The organism is Flavobacterium sp. SM2513 (assembly GCF_050908145.1).
Classification (GTDB): Bacteria; Bacteroidota; Bacteroidia; order Flavobacteriales; family Flavobacteriaceae; genus Flavobacterium.
Genome location: NZ_CP194228.1, coordinates 1753234 through 1769867, shown reverse-complemented (window position 1 = coordinate 1769867; position 16634 = coordinate 1753234). Strand labels below are relative to the sequence as shown.

The window sequence follows — 16634 nt, the reverse complement described above, 5'->3', positions numbered from 1 at the left end:
AATGACAAATATAGAAAAAGCACTTTAGCTTTGCTATTTTTGTTTACTTATTACTGTTAAAAAATACTTCTATCCGCTGATTTATTTCCAAAAAAAAACCTTTCTTACGAAAGGCTTCCTTTATAAAAAAAGTAAGTATTATCTTTTTTCCATTTCAACAAATGAACGTAATGGGTGACCTGTGTAAACTTGACGGGGCCTTCCTATTGGTTCTTTGTTAATACGCATTTCTTTCCATTGTGCAATCCAACCTGGTAAACGTCCGATAGCAAACAATACTGTAAACATATCAGTAGGGATTCCTAATGCTCTGTAAATAATTCCAGAGTAGAAATCTACATTAGGGTATAATTTTCTAGAAACGAAATATTCATCTACCAATGCTGCTTCTTCTAATTTTTTAGCAATTTGCAAAATTGGATCATCAACACCCAATTCTCTCAATACCTCATCAGCTGCTTTTTTGATAATACGTGCTCTTGGATCGAAATTCTTGTAAACGCGGTGACCAAATCCCATCAAACGGAATGGATCGTCTTTATCTTTGGCTTTAGCCATATATTTATCAGCATCTCCACCGTCTTTTTGAATTTCTTCAAGCATTTCTAAAACGGCTTGGTTTGCTCCACCATGAAGCGGTCCCCAAAGTGCAGAAACTCCTGCAGAAATAGAAGCAAATAATCCCGCATGAGAAGAACCAACCATTCTTACTGTTGAAGTAGAACAGTTTTGTTCGTGATCGGCATGAAGAATAAACAATTTATCTAAAGCATCAATCACGATTGGACTTGCTTTATAAGGTCCTGTTGGTAATTCAAACATTAAATGCAAGAAATTCTCCACGTACCCTTTTGTATTGTTATAATAATTTAACGGATATCCTGCAGTTTTACGGTACGTCCAAGTTGCAATAACCATGAATTTACCCATCGTTTTACAAACCGCATCATACATCTCTTTTTCATTCTCAACATTCACAACTTTTGGATTAAAAGCAGTTAATGCACTGGTCATACATGACAGAACACCCATTGGATGAGCGGTTCTAGGGAAACCATCAATGATGTTTTTCATTTCCTCATTTACCAAAGTATATTTGTTAATATCCTTCTCGAATTTTGTAAGTTGTTCCTTTGTTGGTAATTCGCCGAAAATAACTAAGTATGAAACTTCAAGAAAATTCCCTTTATCGGCTAATTCCTCAATTGAATATCCTCGGTAACGTAAAATTCCTTCTTCACCGTCTAAAAAAGTAATATCGCTTTTACAAACTCCTGAGTTTTTGTATCCAGGATCCATTGTGATAGCACCACTTAAATCTCTTAATTTGCTTATATCGATGGCTACTTCTTTTTCGCTTCCTACAATTACTGGAAACTCATATTTAGTGCCTTCTAATTCTAATATTGCTGTTTTTGACATATTTCTGTTTATGATTATCGGTGAAAAATTATAATTTAACAAATCTATGAAAATTAACACAAATTAAAAAACGATTTACACCCTACAATCGTTAATTATTTTATAAAAGAATTCCGTAATAACTTCTTAAAAAACAAAAATCCACAACCATGACATTGTGGATTTTGCATTAACAAAAAAACTAAACTAAATTTTACTATTTTTTAATGATTTTCTGAGTTTGTTTACCAACTGCCGTTGATATATTCAAAAAGTAAACACCTGATGAATAATTAGATAAATCCAAAGTTTGCGTATTTTCATTTGTCATTTTAGTACTTAACAATCTACCTTGAGCGTCATACAACTGGATGGAATTTATGGCATTATCCGCCTTAATGGTAACCAAATTATCCGTTGGATTTGGATACACCTGAATCGAGGCATCTTTTACAAAATCATTTTTAGATAAATCGGCAAAAACAGTTTGCTCGTCATTTGTAATAATTGGAAAATTATAGTCGAAGAAAATATCTGCCGAATTAATTACAAGGTCGTTAGTAAGTGTTGCATTTGATTTCAATTTCAACAAAATATTTCCGTGACCTCCCGTATCTAAATCAATGGCTTCAAAAATGAATTCCGCAATATTTCCTGTAACACGTACCGTCATTGGATGCGAACTTTCCATAATTTGCAATGATTGAATGTTATATTGCGTCAAATCAATTGTGTTTTTTACAACTATATTTTCAGCTGGAGCGGTTCCTGTGTTTTCAAAACGAATGTTGTAATGTAAATACGCACCCATTTCTGAAGTAGGAAGTGCATTTCCTTGTAAACAAGTGATGTCATTTGGGTCATACGAACCTACAACGATTTGATTGAATTCAAAAGAATTATCATTTGGCATCACATCAGTTATCAAATTGATATTTGCGTTAAAAGTCAAAATATCGTCAATATTCACGGCCGGAATTTCCTGTGGAGAATTTACATTGAATGTAACCAGAATACTTCCTGCTTGAAATGGCGCTAAACTTCCTACATTCCAATTGTAAGTTGAACCAGAAATCAGAGTTGGCACGACTGACGACGTAACGAAATCTAAAACAGAATCATTAAATGTTAGATTAACAGAACTACCAACCGTCTGATTTCCTTTGTTTTTATAGACAATTTTATAAACGGCATCAAAACCAGGTCTTGCAGGAATTATAGGGACAATTACAATTTCTAAATCGGGATGAATTCCGTTTGCAGTGATGCAGAAGTTTTGGATTACTAAATTATTATTATTGTTTGCAAAAGGAATTGTTGCTGTTACAGGCGAAAAGTTAAAATAGCTTGGATTTTCAATAGAAGGAGTTAAAGTAAAATTTCCAGCTTGCGTGTAGAAACCATAGTTTCCAGAATTACTTGCAAATGTAGCACCTTGACTTACTCCGTCATTAATATTAATTCTAATATTAGGTAAAACTTCATCTGTTTCATCGCAACCGTTGTTGTTAGAATCAAAAGTCACCGCTCCTAAAATTTTATTATAATTCCCACCTGGATTAAAAGAACAGTATGTGTTAACTGCAATATTTTTAGTAGGATAAAAATAACTCATTTCAGTCTGTAAAATTTGTAATTCACCTTCATCAGCACATATGTATTCAAGATTTTGCAATGACGAATCAAAAAACATCCCATCAATATTTTGGGTTGTACCATTCTTGAAATTTAAACTTTTGATTAACGGATTGTTATTTATTAGAATATCATTTAACAGCGGATTATTGGAAATATCTAAACTATTAATACTCGCATTTCCCGTGCACTGAAAGAAGTTCAAAAGAGGTAAATTTGAGAGATCCAGCGTTGCTAAATTTGTTGTATTATATAACGTAATTCGTGTCAAAGTTGATAAACTGGAAATGTCAAAAGTTGGAAAAGTTCCCTTATGAATATTCAAACTTAACATGCTAGGTAAGTTATTAAATGTAAGACTTGACAACTGCGTTCCACCACAATCTATAAAGGTCAAATTAGGAAGATTATCAAATGCGAGTGATGTGAAATTATTTCGGTCACAAGAAATATTCGTCAAATTAGGCAGGATTGAAAAGTCGAGCGAAGTCAAGAGGTTATTATAAATATATAATGAAGTAATACTATTATTAACAGGAAATGTAATTGTTGTTAAAAAATTGCCGTAACATACAAGCTGATTTAAGTTTGCCAAATTAGAAACATCTAGCGTAGTGAGCAGATTATCTGAACAACCAATACTTAATAAGTTAGGATTGTTTAAAAAATTAAGTGTAGTAAGATTATTATCATCACATAAAAAAGTTTCTAAATTAGATAATGCACTAATGTCAATAATGTCTAAATCGTTTTGAGCACAATTGAGCAATTTTAACTGCGTAAGTGCAGAAACATCTAAAGTAGTTAGATTTAATTTCCAACATTGAAGTTCCGTCAAGTTCGTAAACGCTTCAATTCCCTCCAGACTGTTTATTGGTAAATCGTACAATCGCAAGTAAGTTACTTGCTGTGCTTCTTGCAACTGGATTTCCCCGTCATCATTTGCATCTATGCTAAAGAAATTACCCTGTAAATTTTTCGCAACAAAAAACGAACTACTCGAAGCAAGCAACCTTTCTTTAAATGCTGCATCCGGAATAGTTACAATTTGAGCATTCATCCAGGAAGCTACAAATAATAGTAGTAAGTAATATTTTTTCATAATGATGTATTTTAATTCTTTGGTTTAGTAAATATAAATCCGAAATTTAATTAAATAATAGACAATTGAGTATGTAGCACTTTTGAATTAGAATTCGATTCGACTCGCTAAATCATTCTCAAAAAGAAAAGACTTTTTAAAGATTCTTCAACAATTCCTGCAGCCTGTCTTTTTTCCTTTGCGAAATAGGCAAATTACTGTTGTCACTCATAATCACATAACCGCCGTCTTTCTTTATATAGGATTTCAAATAAGCCAAATTAATTAAATGCGACTGGTGAATGCGTTCAAATCCATGTTCTGCTAATAACTCTTCATATTCTTTCAAGGTTTTTGAAATCAAAACAGGCTTATGATTTTTAATGTAAAACTTGGTATAATTATCCTCGCTTTCACACCTGATAATATCACTAATTTCAAACAAATGAATGCCATCACTGGTAGAAAGTGCAATTCGTTTAAAATTATCTACTTTCTTTCTGATATTTTCCAAAAGTAAATCGATGTGTTCAAAGTTTTCCTTTTGATTTAAAACCGCCTTGATTTTCTCCACCACTTTCTGCAATTCTTCTGGATCAACGGGTTTTAACAAAAAATCCAAGGCACTAAACCGAAAGGCTTTTATGGCATATTGTTCGTGAGCCGTTATAAATACAATATGCGAACTCAATTTTCCTTGACTTTTAGTCACTCGTTCCAAGATGTCAAAACCAGTTCCATCGTTCAATTGAATGTCTAAAAAAACCACTTGAGGAAGTAATTTCTCCATTGCGATTGTCCCGGTTTTCACACTATCGGCTTCACCAATTATTTCAATATCCGATGCATATCGCTCCAACAAAACTTTCATTCCTTGTCGCAAATTCGCATCGTCGTCTATTAATAGTACTTTTATCATCTCTAAAATCCTTCTATCTTTTTATCCCTCTATCTTATTAACCAATTACCACAAGTTGCTCAAAACTGAAAACTGTCAACTGTCAACTGTCAACTGACAACTTCTTATAAATACTGAACCGGCAAATGCAACACCACTTTTGTTCCTTTCACCACGCCATTTTCATCAACAACTTCATCAATTGTTACAAATGATTTTTTCTGAGTCGTTGTTTCCATCATTTCCAATCGTTTTTTAGTAATGTCCAACGCCATTGATTTATGTATGGATACCGATTGTTCTTTTAACTTCTGTGAAGCTTCCAATCCAACACCGTTGTCAATAATCGTACATAACAAGGTTTCGCCTTCCAATTCAAATGAAATAGCAATCGTTCCTTTCTCTTGTTTCGGAATCAGCCCGTGAATAATGGCATTCTCCACAAAAGGTTGTAACAATAACGGTGGCAAAGCCAAATCATCTTCTATTTTCGAACTTTTCGTTATCGTAAAATCAAAAACTTGATTAAAACGCAGTTGTTCCAGTTCCAGATAATTCTGCAAACTTTCAATTTCCTTGTCAATCGGGATTAAAGCTTCTTTCGAATATTCTAAGGTCAATCGCATGAGTTTTGAGAATTTTGCCAAATACTTTATCGCCGAATCGGTTCCATTCTGAACAATAAAACTGGAAATCGAACCCAAACAATTAAACACAAAATGCGGATTCATTTGCAAATGCAAGGCTTTCTGTTCGTATTCGGCAAGTTCTTTTTGAAGTGTCAATGTCTTCTTGAGCTGCATTCGGTTGTAAATTAAAAACACAATTCCGAATACCAAAATAACAAACAGAATACTAAAGAAAATTTGCATCTGATGGCGTTTGATTTCCTCTTGATACACAATGTCTTTTTTCTCTTGTTCTTTTTGCAAAAGCGATTCCTTTTTGTCGAACTCAAAATTCATTTCTGCCTGAACCATTTGGCGAATGTTTTCTTGACTTTGCAAACGGTCTTTCGCAAGGCCGTACAATTTCAAATGTTTCAACGACGCATTTGTTTGCCCCATTTTCTCATAAATCGTACTCAAGGCCAACTCGGAGTTTTGAACCAATTCTAATAAATCTAATTCTTTAGCATATACCAATGATTGCTGCGTGTTTTCAAGTGCCAATTGGTAGTCGTTTTGTTCAAAATAAAATTGACCCAAATAAAAATACGTATCCGAAGTACCGAATTTATCGTCAATCTTCTGAAATTCAAATAACGCTCTATCAAAAGACAATACTGCATCCTGCTTGTTATTTCGTTGTTGAAAATACCGACCAAGATTATTGTACAGTTCTCCCAAACCTCTTGCATCTGGAAATTGTTCGAATCGTTTTTCGGCCAATTGAAAATAAGCCAGTGCTTCCGCAAAATTCTTTTGGTTCAAATAAACCTTCCCAATATTCGTTGCCGTAATCCCACTGTACGAAAGTTTGTTCTTCTCTTGAATTTTGAAGCATTTCAAGAAATATTCCAAAGCTTTGAAGTCTTGGTTTTGAGATTGATAAACCACTCCAATATTATTAGAAACTTGAGCCACTTTAAGTTCCTGACTCGTCTCTTCATATAATTGTAGTGCCTTCAAATGATTTTGTAAGGCTTTTGCATAACTATTTTGCTCCGAAAACACAATTCCCATACTTCCATAAGCACGAGCCAGTCCGTTTTTTAATTCCAGTTGATTATCGGGCTGTTCTTGCAATTCTTTCTCAAAAACAATCTGAGCATTTTGAAAGTACGCCAAAGCTTCCGCATAATTCCCAGAGATAATTCCTGCATTACCAAGGTTCAACAACGCAGTTCCTTCCGCTAAAGCAAAATCAATTTTACGAGAAGCAACCAATGCCTTTTGAGCATATTCCTTCAATAATACAGGATTGAAATCTTGATAAGCCGACGCCAATTCATTCAGCACCTTTGCTGTTTCGATATCGTCTTTGCTGTTTTTTAAAACTTGTTGCAAACTATCAACGGCAGATTCCTGCGCGAATACATTTGCGAAAAGGAAAAAAACGACAAGCACACTATAATTCTTCATTCTACTCATGATACATAATTAGATACAAACAAAAATAGCATTTTGTTACTGCAAACAAATAGCAAATGAGTATTTGATGGATTTGAGTTAGAATTTGAATCAAATTTGCGATTCCTATAGGACAACCCTCGAAGGGTTCCAAACCCTTCGAGGGTTAAAAATAACATCCAATTAAAAACAATATTAAAAAGGTCTCACAAGGACGCAAAGTCGCAAAGAAACAACTACTTAAACTTTGCGTCATCGCGCCTTTGCAAGCCAAAAAAAACCCTCGAAGGGTTCCAAGCCCTTCGAGGATTAAAAATAACAGCCAATTAAAAACAATATTGAAAAGGTCTCGCAAGGACGCAAAGTCACAAAGAAACAACTACTTACACTTTGCGTCTTAGCGCCTTTGCGAGCCAAAAAATACCCTTTCAAAGCATAAAACTCTAAAAGGGTAATTTTAAAAAATCATTTTAATTGAATTAATCAGTGGCAAAAACCTATTTCACCTTAAACGCTTTCACACCAGGAAAATAAGCCACATCGCCTAATTCTTCCTCAATACGCAACAACTGATTGTACTTCGCCATTCTATCCGAACGAGAAGCCGAACCTGTTTTAATCTGACCACAATTCAACGCCACGGCTAAATCAGCAATCGTGTTGTCTTCTGTTTCGCCAGAACGGTGACTCATTACAGAAGTATAACCTGCATTATGAGCCATATTTACCGCTGCAATCGTTTCTGTTAAAGTACCAATTTGGTTTACCTTCACTAAAATCGAATTGGCTATTCCTTTGTCAATTCCCGTTTTCAAACGCGTTACATTGGTTACAAATAAATCATCACCCACTAATTGCACCTTATCTCCTACCAAGTCCGTCAAGTATTTCCAACCGTCCCAGTCGTCTTCCTGCATTCCATCTTCAATAGAAATAATAGGATATTTCGCAGCTAATTCTGCCAAGTATTCCGCTTGTTCTTTGCTTGAACGAATTTTTCCGTTCTCACCTTCAAACTTTTTATAATCGTACGTACCGTTCACATAAAATTCCGAAGCCGCACAATCCAAAGCAATCATAATTTCGTCGCCAAATTTATAACCTGCTTTTTCAACCGCTTTCTGAATCGTTTCAATTGCATCTTCAGTTCCGCCAGCCAAGTTGGGTGCAAAACCACCTTCATCACCTACAGCTGTACTCAAACCTCTATCGTGTAATTCCTTTTTCAAATGGTGAAAAATCTCCGTACCCATTTGCATCGCGTGTGTAAAGTTTTTCGCTTTCACCGGAATAATCATAAACTCCTGAAACGCAATTGGAGCATCAGAGTGACTTCCACCGTTAATGATATTCATCATCGGAACCGGAAGCGTATTTGCCGAAACACCACCAATATAACGGTACAATGGCAATCCCAACTCATTAGCCGCCGCTTTAGCAACAGCAAGCGAAACACCTAAAATAGCATTCGCACCCAAGTTTTGTTTATTTGGCGTCGCATCAAGCTCAATCATTCTTTGGTCAATCAAGTTTTGTTCAAACACAGAGGTTCCCAACAATTCCTCAGCAATAGTACGGTTCACGTTTTCCACAGCTTTCATAACACCTTTACCCATAAAGGCTTTTCCGCCATCACGTAATTCCACCGCTTCATGTTCGCCTGTCGAAGCACCACTTGGCACAGCAGCACGACCCAAAACGCCGTTTTCGGTAATTACATCCACCTCAATCGTTGGATTTCCTCTTGAATCTAAAATTTGTCGGGCATGAATTTTTATGATAATACTCATTTTACTATAGTTTTAATTGTGTGTTAATCATTGATAATTGCAAATATATTACAACTTTATCAATCCTTTTAAGAAAATGTACAATCTTATCAACTCAATCGGTTTCGTTTGTAGTTTATTTATTTGGAGCAAACCGCTTGGGCTGTTTCAGAATCCATGTTCCTGCTGAAGGAACTCGCTTCCCGATGAAAAATCGGGAGAGCTCAAACAATTCCAGCATCAGGGCTATGATAAAAACTTTAGGTTTCTTTTTACGTTTTGGGATTTAAGCTAAAATTCTTGCATTTTAATATTGAATTCAAAATAATTGCAAATGAATTTATATATTTGAGAAAGTAAAAAAATTTTAGTCAAGTAAATTACTATGGTAATTAAGCAGTTATATAGTATAAACTAAATTGCTCAATAAAACTCAAACCCAAGCTAAAATGAAAACAATAAACCTGCTACTTCTCTTTTCATTTTTCACAAGTTTCGCTCACACAAATGTGCAGTTTAGGAAGAAGTACGGAAATGTGAATTTGACCTCATCTACTTCTTATTATACCGAAGAAGTAAATACAAATATCATTACTGCGAAATATTTAGATTTGCTATTAAGCGAAATTAAATTTGATAAGCAAATTCATCTATCACTCATTCATGGCAACGAATTTAAATGTTATGCCTATATTGAAAAGGAAGACCCCTCTAATAAAGGTTTGAACATATTAATCTTTAATACTGAAACAGATATTTACAAAACTTTGAACCTAATCTATGCAATAATAACAAAATCTAATTCGACAGATAAGAATCAAAACAATTTTCAACATTGGTACAACTTAGAAACGCCTGGCCTGCTTACAAAAATTCTTTTAAACAAAATAAATCGACCTACTGATGTGGAAAAAATTGAGTCATCTAAATTTTTTGATTATTACTATCAAAGCGGTATATATTTCATCCTTACATATCAAAACAGAGAGGTTATCGAAGTAGCACAACTGACTAAAATCGTACAGTTTAGTGTCCCTATCCCAAGTCACTTATGCATATTTTTAGATAAATATTCTTTAACGATTATTAAAGGCGAACATAAATATAATTTTGACGAAAAGAAATATTATCCTACTTTTGAAAGAAATAACTTTAAGGTTAGCCCAGAGTGGCAATATTCTTTTAGACCTTACAGCATTCGTCCTTTAGGAAAAAAATACATCTCAATAGTTGAGTATTTTGGGGTTAAGGTATCAGTATTCAAAATATCAGAAAGTGAATTAATCCAAAACATAGATACATTAATTGAGTAATAATCCCACCTGTCACTAACATCTCACTCCTAACTAAAACAACCACATCATGAAAAAACTTTACACTTTATTCTTCTTAACAACACTAAATTTTTCTTTTGCTCAAGACCCTCAAATTTTTAACAACACTTGGTATTTGCACAATGTTATCGTAAACGGAGCGGATACTATTCCGCCAAATTCAAATATGATTCTGATGTTTTCACCGACGAATCTTTCTACAAACGCTTGCAACAGTTTGTTTGGTCCAGTGGTATTTGAAAACAATACTACTCAATTTTCATTTTCAAACTATAGTATAACATTAAATTTATGCGAAGATGCAGATGCAGCAATTTATCAAGAAATTTATTTTCCTGTATTTACAGACGGAATTGATTCCAGTCCTGCATTCACCTCCTATTTCACTTATTCAATTTCGGAAACAGAAGGAGTCAAAACATTAATTATTAATTCAGCGTTTAATAAACAAGCCATTTATTCCGATGTTGCTTTATCAACTTCACAATTCAATAAAGAGTCATTCAGTTTTTACCCCAATCCTTCCGAAGATTTTATTGAAATCAACCTGAACAATTCATTTACAAAAAGTACAACTTTAGAAATCTACAACAACATAGGCATTCTTCAAAAAACCGAACACTTAACCAATACTATAACACAAGTAGACATCAACAATTTAGCCACCGGAGTTTACTATTTAAAAATCACTTCTGAAACCGGAACTTCCGTAAAGAAGTTAATTAAAAAATAACCCTTAATTTAACAAGTTCACATCGGTACGAAAACAGCTGTAAATTAGCACTTTCTTTATAGCCATAAATAAAACACCATAAAGCTTTCAGGTCACCGACCATTAAAAGTTTATGGTGTTTTAAATTAATACAGTAATTCAATCTTAAAAAACCGCATTACAAAAATAATCGCAATTACATTTAAAAGTAATCCAATCCAATAAAGCACATTCCAAGAGTCCCTATTGATTATTATTTCCGCAGCATTTAAAAGCGGAAAGAGCATAGTGACAATCAATAGCAAAATCCATTGAAAAGGAAGCGTACTGTCTAAAACACCAACAACCACATCACCTGATGTTATGGCAAAGAATACTGCAAATAAAAGTAAAATGCTTAAGCCTAGATATATCTTTTCTTTCATAATGTGGAGATTAAGTTCGAGGACAAAGTAAAGTTTTTATGTTTAATTCAATTAAGTAAAAGTAATTGTATTTTCTGAATTCCTATATAAAGCAGCTCTCCGAAATTCACAACGCTGTGCAAATAGCTCTCTATTCCCGTCCTAGATTATATTACTCAACAACAATATACACCTCTCAAACACCTAAATTCTGCCTTTTCATCCCGTTACATTCCCTATTAAACTTCTAAATCAAAACACCTCATTTCCGCTACCATTTACTAGGGGAGTATTTTAAGTTTGTAAATTCTCTGTCTTAAAAAACAAAGCAACCAATTGATTTTTAATAATTTAAATACCTATATTTATATTTTTAAGAGTGGTTTTCCACCTTTAAATTTAAATACAGACGAATTCGGTATCAATACCCAAAACTCCGTAACCCATACCCAAAGTTTCTTAACCCTTACCAAAAGTTTCGTAACCCATACCCAAAGCTCCATAACCCTTACCAAAAGTTTCTTAACCCATACCCAAAGCTCCATAACCCTTACCAAAAGTTTCTTAACCCATACCCAAAGCTCCATAACCCATACCCAAAGATTCTTAACCCTTACCAAAAGTTTCGTAACCTATACCTAAAATTTTATATAGTATAATAAAGTAATTAGATTGTATAGGAATAATATGAAGTTTAAAATTTATAATTGGCACACTATAATGGGCTGAGAAATAACATGTTTAGTGGCAATTAATAACAAGGTTGTAGTCTGCATTTTTAATTTTGCGCAAGTAAAAAACAAACCTTTAAACAATTTATAAATTCTTCTTATCTAGGCGTTACTTTTTTAAGTTAGTACGGCAAATTCATTCCTTTTCATTAAATTTGAAATAAAAACAAATGAAACACAGCGCTCTACTCCTACTCGTCCTTCTGAGTCAATGGTCGTTTTCACAAACAGACCAACGCATTTATGACATTATAAAAGATGTTTCTGCCGAAAGAATTGAAAGCGACATTAGAACTTTAGCCAACTTTGGTACTCGAAATACCTTTAGCGATACCGTTTCAACCAAGCGGGGAATTGGCGCTGCACGACGCTGGATAAAATCCGAATTTGACAAAACCTCAAAAGAATGTGCGAATTGCTTAGAAGTTTTTTACCAAAAAGATTATGTAACCACCAATGTGGGCGAACGTGTCCCTAAGGATACATGGATTGTAAATGTGGTTGCCGTACAAAAAAGTGCCAAGAAAACAAACCGCTACGTTATTATGACGGGCGATATTGACAGTAGAAATTCGGACCCGATAGACTTCAAAAACGACGCCCCAGGTGCCAATGACAATGCCACGGGAATGGCAGGAACTATGGAAGCGGCAAGAGTATTGTCAAAATATAAGTTTGATTGCAATATTGTTTACCTAGGATTGTCCGGAGAAGAGCAAGGCTTGTTTGGTGGAAAAGGCTTTGCCGAGTATGCTAAAAAGAACAATTGGGACATTGTGGCCGTGCTAAATAACGACATGATAGGCAATATCGAAGGCGTGGATGGCGTGATAGACAACAGAACATTCCGCATCTTTTCTGAACCAACCCCGTTTATAGAAACCGAAAAAGAAAAGTCCAATCGAAGATATTATGGCGGTGAAGTGGATGGTATTTCTCGACAATTGGCACGCTTTATTCACAAAACAACACTGACTTACATGCCCGAAATGAACCCGATGATGGTGTACAGACTCGACCGTTTTGGAAGAGGAGGACACCACAAACCCTTTAACGATATGGGTTTTGCTGGAGTAAGAATTATGGAAGCCCACGAAAACTACAACCGGCAACACCAAGACCTACGAACTGAAAACGGTGTTAAATACGGCGATGTTATAGAAGGCGTGAATTTTGCTTACGCTAAAAAGCTGACTGCCGTAAATGCAATTACGCTAGCAGCATTGGCTTGGGCACCAACAACACCTAAAAATGTACTTATTGGAGGCGTTGTAGAACCCAACACCAAGCTAAAGTGGGACAAAACAGACGACTCAAATGTTGCAGGATATAAGATATACTGGCGGTTAACAACTTCTCCTCAGTGGGAATTCAGCCGATATGTAGGAAATGTAGATAGTTTTGAATTAGAAGGTATCATGATTGATAACTTTTATTTTGGCGTTGTCTCGGTTTCAAAATCAGGACACGAAAGTGTGGTGGTGTTTCCTAATGATATTATCAGGACTACGTTTAGGAGGAAATAGAACTAATAATTATTCAAACTAACTGTAGATTTATTTATACAAAACCAGCAAATCAATGAAATATATATTAGCTTTTTCACTCCTTATTACCTGCTATTTGCAAGAAGTAAATGCTCAAGTTTTTAAATCAGATTGGGATACTTTTAAATCTTCGCAATACACTATTGATTTTAAGACAAATATCACAACATACTTCTCCATTGATAATATAGGGGAAATACATTTCACATCTAAATCAGACGCTTCAAAATTTGCTGTATTTTACGTTTTTAACGCAGAGAAAATAACTGAGGAGTTTATAAATGACGACATGACAGAGCAAGTTACCAACTCTTGTGTTTCCTTACCAGGTGGAGCGCTTTCTTCTTTTTATTATGAAAAGTATTACTATTTATTGACTCCATGGCAAAACTGCGAAATTACTAAAGATGTACTATTTACAGATTTACCACAAGAAGTATTTGATTTTATATTCCAATAAACGCAAAAAACCATAGACAAAGTGAAGAAATTAAACCCTTTTAACTATATTTTCGTGTCATGTTTTTACCACAGAAGTATTTGATGATATTTAAAAATTTACTAGTTATTACTTAAACTTTTCAACACGTTTGATAAGCAGCGAAACTTACAAATTTACTCGTCTAATAAATTTCTAAACCCACATAATAGGTATTCTTTCTATCCCACATGCTTTTGTCACGAAACCATTTAGCATTCGGGTTGCCTTCTTCATAAAACGCGAAACTTTTTTCATAAACCTTAAACGCGCTTTCCTCCGAAATACCAATGGTTTTGAATGCAGGTCCTGTTTTAAAACCAATAGCTTCATAATATTCCTTATCAAAAGTTGAAATACTTATAAAAATGCCTTCAGCAGGAAAGTTAAGTTGTTGTTCTAAAGTCAATTCATAAATCAATTTGGTTTCGCCTTCTTGCAATTGAACCGTTATGTCCTTCACAAATAGCTGCCGAACCGGAATACCAATTAAGGTGTCTACGGTATACAAGTTGATTTTAAAAGGTGCGAACTTCTGGTCTTTCTGTTTTTTAAATTTTGCGTTACGACCTAAAGAAACAGTATTATAATCAGTAGGATAAAGAATAATTTTTGAAATAATTTTAGATGTATCCTTACTTTCGTTTGGAATAAAAATAGCTTTCATTAAAATAGTTGAAATAGGAGCTCCTGTACCAAAATTTTCCATAAAGTAATTATTAATTGCTCTTTTGGGGAAAATCCTCTGGTACTTTCTTTTTTCTCCAGCAACACTAACTTCAGTTAGTACTTCTGTGGATTGCTTTAAAAAAATAGTATCAGGTAAAGCATTTGTTCTCAAATCTAAAGATTGATAACCAATATAAGAAATCCTTATAGACGAAGCGTTTTTATCTAAATTAAAACGTCCTTTTTCATCCGTATGTGTTCCGCTTCCATTTAGAAAATCAATATTTGCTTGCTCAATAGGTTTTTTACTTGCTGCATCAAGAAGCAGATGTTTTTTGCTTTGAGCGGTTGAAAACCAATTAACAAATAGTAAAACTGAGATTAGTAATTTCATATAAGTAATTTATTTGTTACAGCGTTGGAACAATGTCATGATTGAAACGTACTATTTTGGCGTTGTGAAGGTAATAAAATCCAGACAGCAAAGTGTGGTGGTATTTTCTGCTGATTATATTCGTGGTACGTTAAGGAGAAAGTAATGTTAAACATTTTTACAAAATTTGAATAGTATTTCACTAAAAGCCTACTCTATACATAAATCACGCAAAGGCGCCAAGACCCGAAGTGTAACATTTAATCTTTGCGTCTTGGCGCCTCTGCGAGATAAATCAACTATTCAACTTAACTTCATCAGAAAGTTAGTAGTTGAACTAAAGTAAACTATAAAACTAAAAAAGCCTGCAAAAATTGCAGGCTCATAAGTTATTATTTAGATTTCTCTATCCGTTCGATGAACTCATCAAAAAGATATGAAGCATCGTGTGGCCCAGGACTCGCTTCCGGGTGGTATTGTACTGAGAAGCAATCTTTATTTTTCATTCGCATTCCTGCAATTGTACCGTCGTTGATGTGTAAATGTGTGATTTCGAAATCAGGATGGTTTTCCAAAGCTTCTTTTTCAACCGCGAAACCGTGGTTTTGAGAAGTGATTTCACCTTTACCAGAAATCAAATTCATTACCGGATGGTTGATTCCTCTGTGTCCGTTAAACATTTTGTAAGTAGGAATTCCGTGTGCCAATGCAATCACTTGATGCCCCAAACAAATTCCGAAGAGTGGCTTACTAGTTTCCAATATTTTCTTAGCCATTTCTTGAGCACCTACTAAAGGCTTCGGGTCGCCAGGACCGTTAGACAAGAAATACCCGTCTGGATTAAAGGCAGCCATTTCCTCGAACGTCGCGTCAAAAGGAAATACTTTAACGTAACATTCCCGTTGTGCAAAGTTACGAAGGATATTGTATTTAATCCCTAAATCTAAAGCAGAGATTCTATATTTGGCATTCTCATCGCCCCAAAAGTAAGGTTCTTTTGTAGAAACTTTCGAAGCCAGCTCTAAGCCATTCATGTCTGGTGCTTTTGCCAATGCCGCTTTTAGTTCTTCAATTGGCGTTCCATCAGTACAAATCACCGAATTCATCGCTCCATTATCGCGAATGTAACTTACCAAAGCACGAGTATCAACATCAGAAATACAAATTAGATTTTGCTCCTTAAAATAATCTTCAAGACTTCCTGAAGCACCTGCTCTTGAATAATTAAAGCTAAAGTTTTTACAAACCAATCCCGATATTTTGATAGAGTTAGAATCTACCTCCTTGTCGTTCACCCCGTAATTCCCAATATGTGGATTCGTAGCCACCATGATTTGTCCGAAGTAAGAAGGATCGGTAAAAATTTCTTGGTAGCCCGTCATTCCGGTATTGAAACAAACTTCACCAAAAGTGGTTCCTTCAATCCCAATAGATTTCCCGTGAAAAATAGTTCCATCACTTAGTAAAAGTATGGCTTTTTGTCGTGTTGTGTACTTCATGTGTTGTAGTTGTGTGTTGTCTTGTAGTTGT

Annotated in this window: 12 protein-coding genes; 4 read left to right on the top strand and 8 right to left on the bottom strand. The window is 34.6% G+C overall.

What is annotated here, in order from left to right; translation table 11 throughout:
- Positions 1-138: 138 nt before the first annotated feature.
- The 5 genes from ACQ5J2_RS07280 to eno all read right to left on the bottom strand — a co-directional run bounded on the left by ACQ5J2_RS07280 (position 139) and on the right by eno (position 8877).
- Positions 139-1422: a citrate synthase gene (locus ACQ5J2_RS07280; RefSeq protein ID WP_432673055.1), complete on the bottom strand. Its 1284-nt coding sequence runs from the start codon at positions 1420-1422 to the stop codon at positions 139-141.
- A 196-nt stretch (positions 1423-1618) separates the two neighbouring features.
- On the bottom strand, positions 1619-4138 hold the full coding sequence (locus tag ACQ5J2_RS07275) for a DUF7619 domain-containing protein (protein ID WP_432673054.1): 2520 nt from the start codon (positions 4136-4138) through the stop codon (positions 1619-1621).
- 136 nt (positions 4139-4274) lie between these two features.
- Entirely contained in the window at positions 4275-5036 is a 762-nt protein-coding gene (locus ACQ5J2_RS07270; RefSeq protein WP_432673053.1) for a LytR/AlgR family response regulator transcription factor, read from the bottom strand.
- A 104-nt stretch (positions 5037-5140) separates the two neighbouring features.
- A complete protein-coding gene (locus ACQ5J2_RS07265) occupies positions 5141-7108 on the bottom strand; it encodes a tetratricopeptide repeat-containing sensor histidine kinase (RefSeq protein ID WP_432673052.1) in 1968 nt (655 codons plus the stop codon).
- A gap of 476 nt (positions 7109-7584) precedes the next feature.
- Complete coding sequence (gene eno, locus ACQ5J2_RS07260; RefSeq protein WP_432673051.1) at positions 7585-8877, bottom strand: phosphopyruvate hydratase; 1293 nt, start codon at positions 8875-8877, stop codon at positions 7585-7587.
- A 428-nt stretch (positions 8878-9305) separates the two neighbouring features.
- Here eno and ACQ5J2_RS07255 point away from each other — a divergent pair, with 428 nt between their 5' ends.
- A complete protein-coding gene (locus tag ACQ5J2_RS07255) occupies positions 9306-10169 on the top strand; it encodes a hypothetical protein (RefSeq protein WP_432673050.1) in 864 nt (287 codons plus the stop codon).
- Between the two features lie 49 nt (positions 10170-10218).
- Positions 10219-10923 carry a T9SS type A sorting domain-containing protein gene (locus ACQ5J2_RS07250; RefSeq protein ID WP_432673049.1) on the top strand — a complete coding sequence of 235 codons (705 nt, stop codon included), beginning with the start codon at positions 10219-10221 and terminating at the stop codon, positions 10921-10923.
- 125 nt (positions 10924-11048) lie between these two features.
- On the opposite strand, the gene ACQ5J2_RS07245 is transcribed toward ACQ5J2_RS07250, so the two are convergent.
- A complete protein-coding gene (locus ACQ5J2_RS07245) occupies positions 11049-11327 on the bottom strand; it encodes a hypothetical protein (protein ID WP_432673048.1) in 279 nt (92 codons plus the stop codon).
- A gap of 880 nt (positions 11328-12207) precedes the next feature.
- Here ACQ5J2_RS07245 and ACQ5J2_RS07240 point away from each other — a divergent pair.
- Positions 12208-13563, top strand: coding sequence for a M28 family peptidase (locus ACQ5J2_RS07240; protein WP_432673047.1), 1356 nt, complete (start codon positions 12208-12210; stop codon positions 13561-13563).
- A gap of 55 nt (positions 13564-13618) precedes the next feature.
- Positions 13619-14044 (top strand): hypothetical protein, encoded by a 426-nt coding sequence (locus ACQ5J2_RS07235; protein WP_432673046.1) that lies wholly within the window; start codon positions 13619-13621, stop codon positions 14042-14044.
- Between the two features lie 163 nt (positions 14045-14207).
- Here ACQ5J2_RS07235 and ACQ5J2_RS07230 read toward each other — a convergent pair whose 3' ends face one another.
- On the bottom strand, positions 14208-15125 hold the full coding sequence (locus ACQ5J2_RS07230; RefSeq protein WP_432673045.1) for a hypothetical protein: 918 nt from the start codon (positions 15123-15125) through the stop codon (positions 14208-14210).
- A gap of 371 nt (positions 15126-15496) precedes the next feature.
- Complete coding sequence (gene carA / locus ACQ5J2_RS07225; protein ID WP_432673044.1) at positions 15497-16603, bottom strand: glutamine-hydrolyzing carbamoyl-phosphate synthase small subunit; 1107 nt, start codon at positions 16601-16603, stop codon at positions 15497-15499.
- Positions 16604-16634 lie beyond the last annotated feature (31 nt).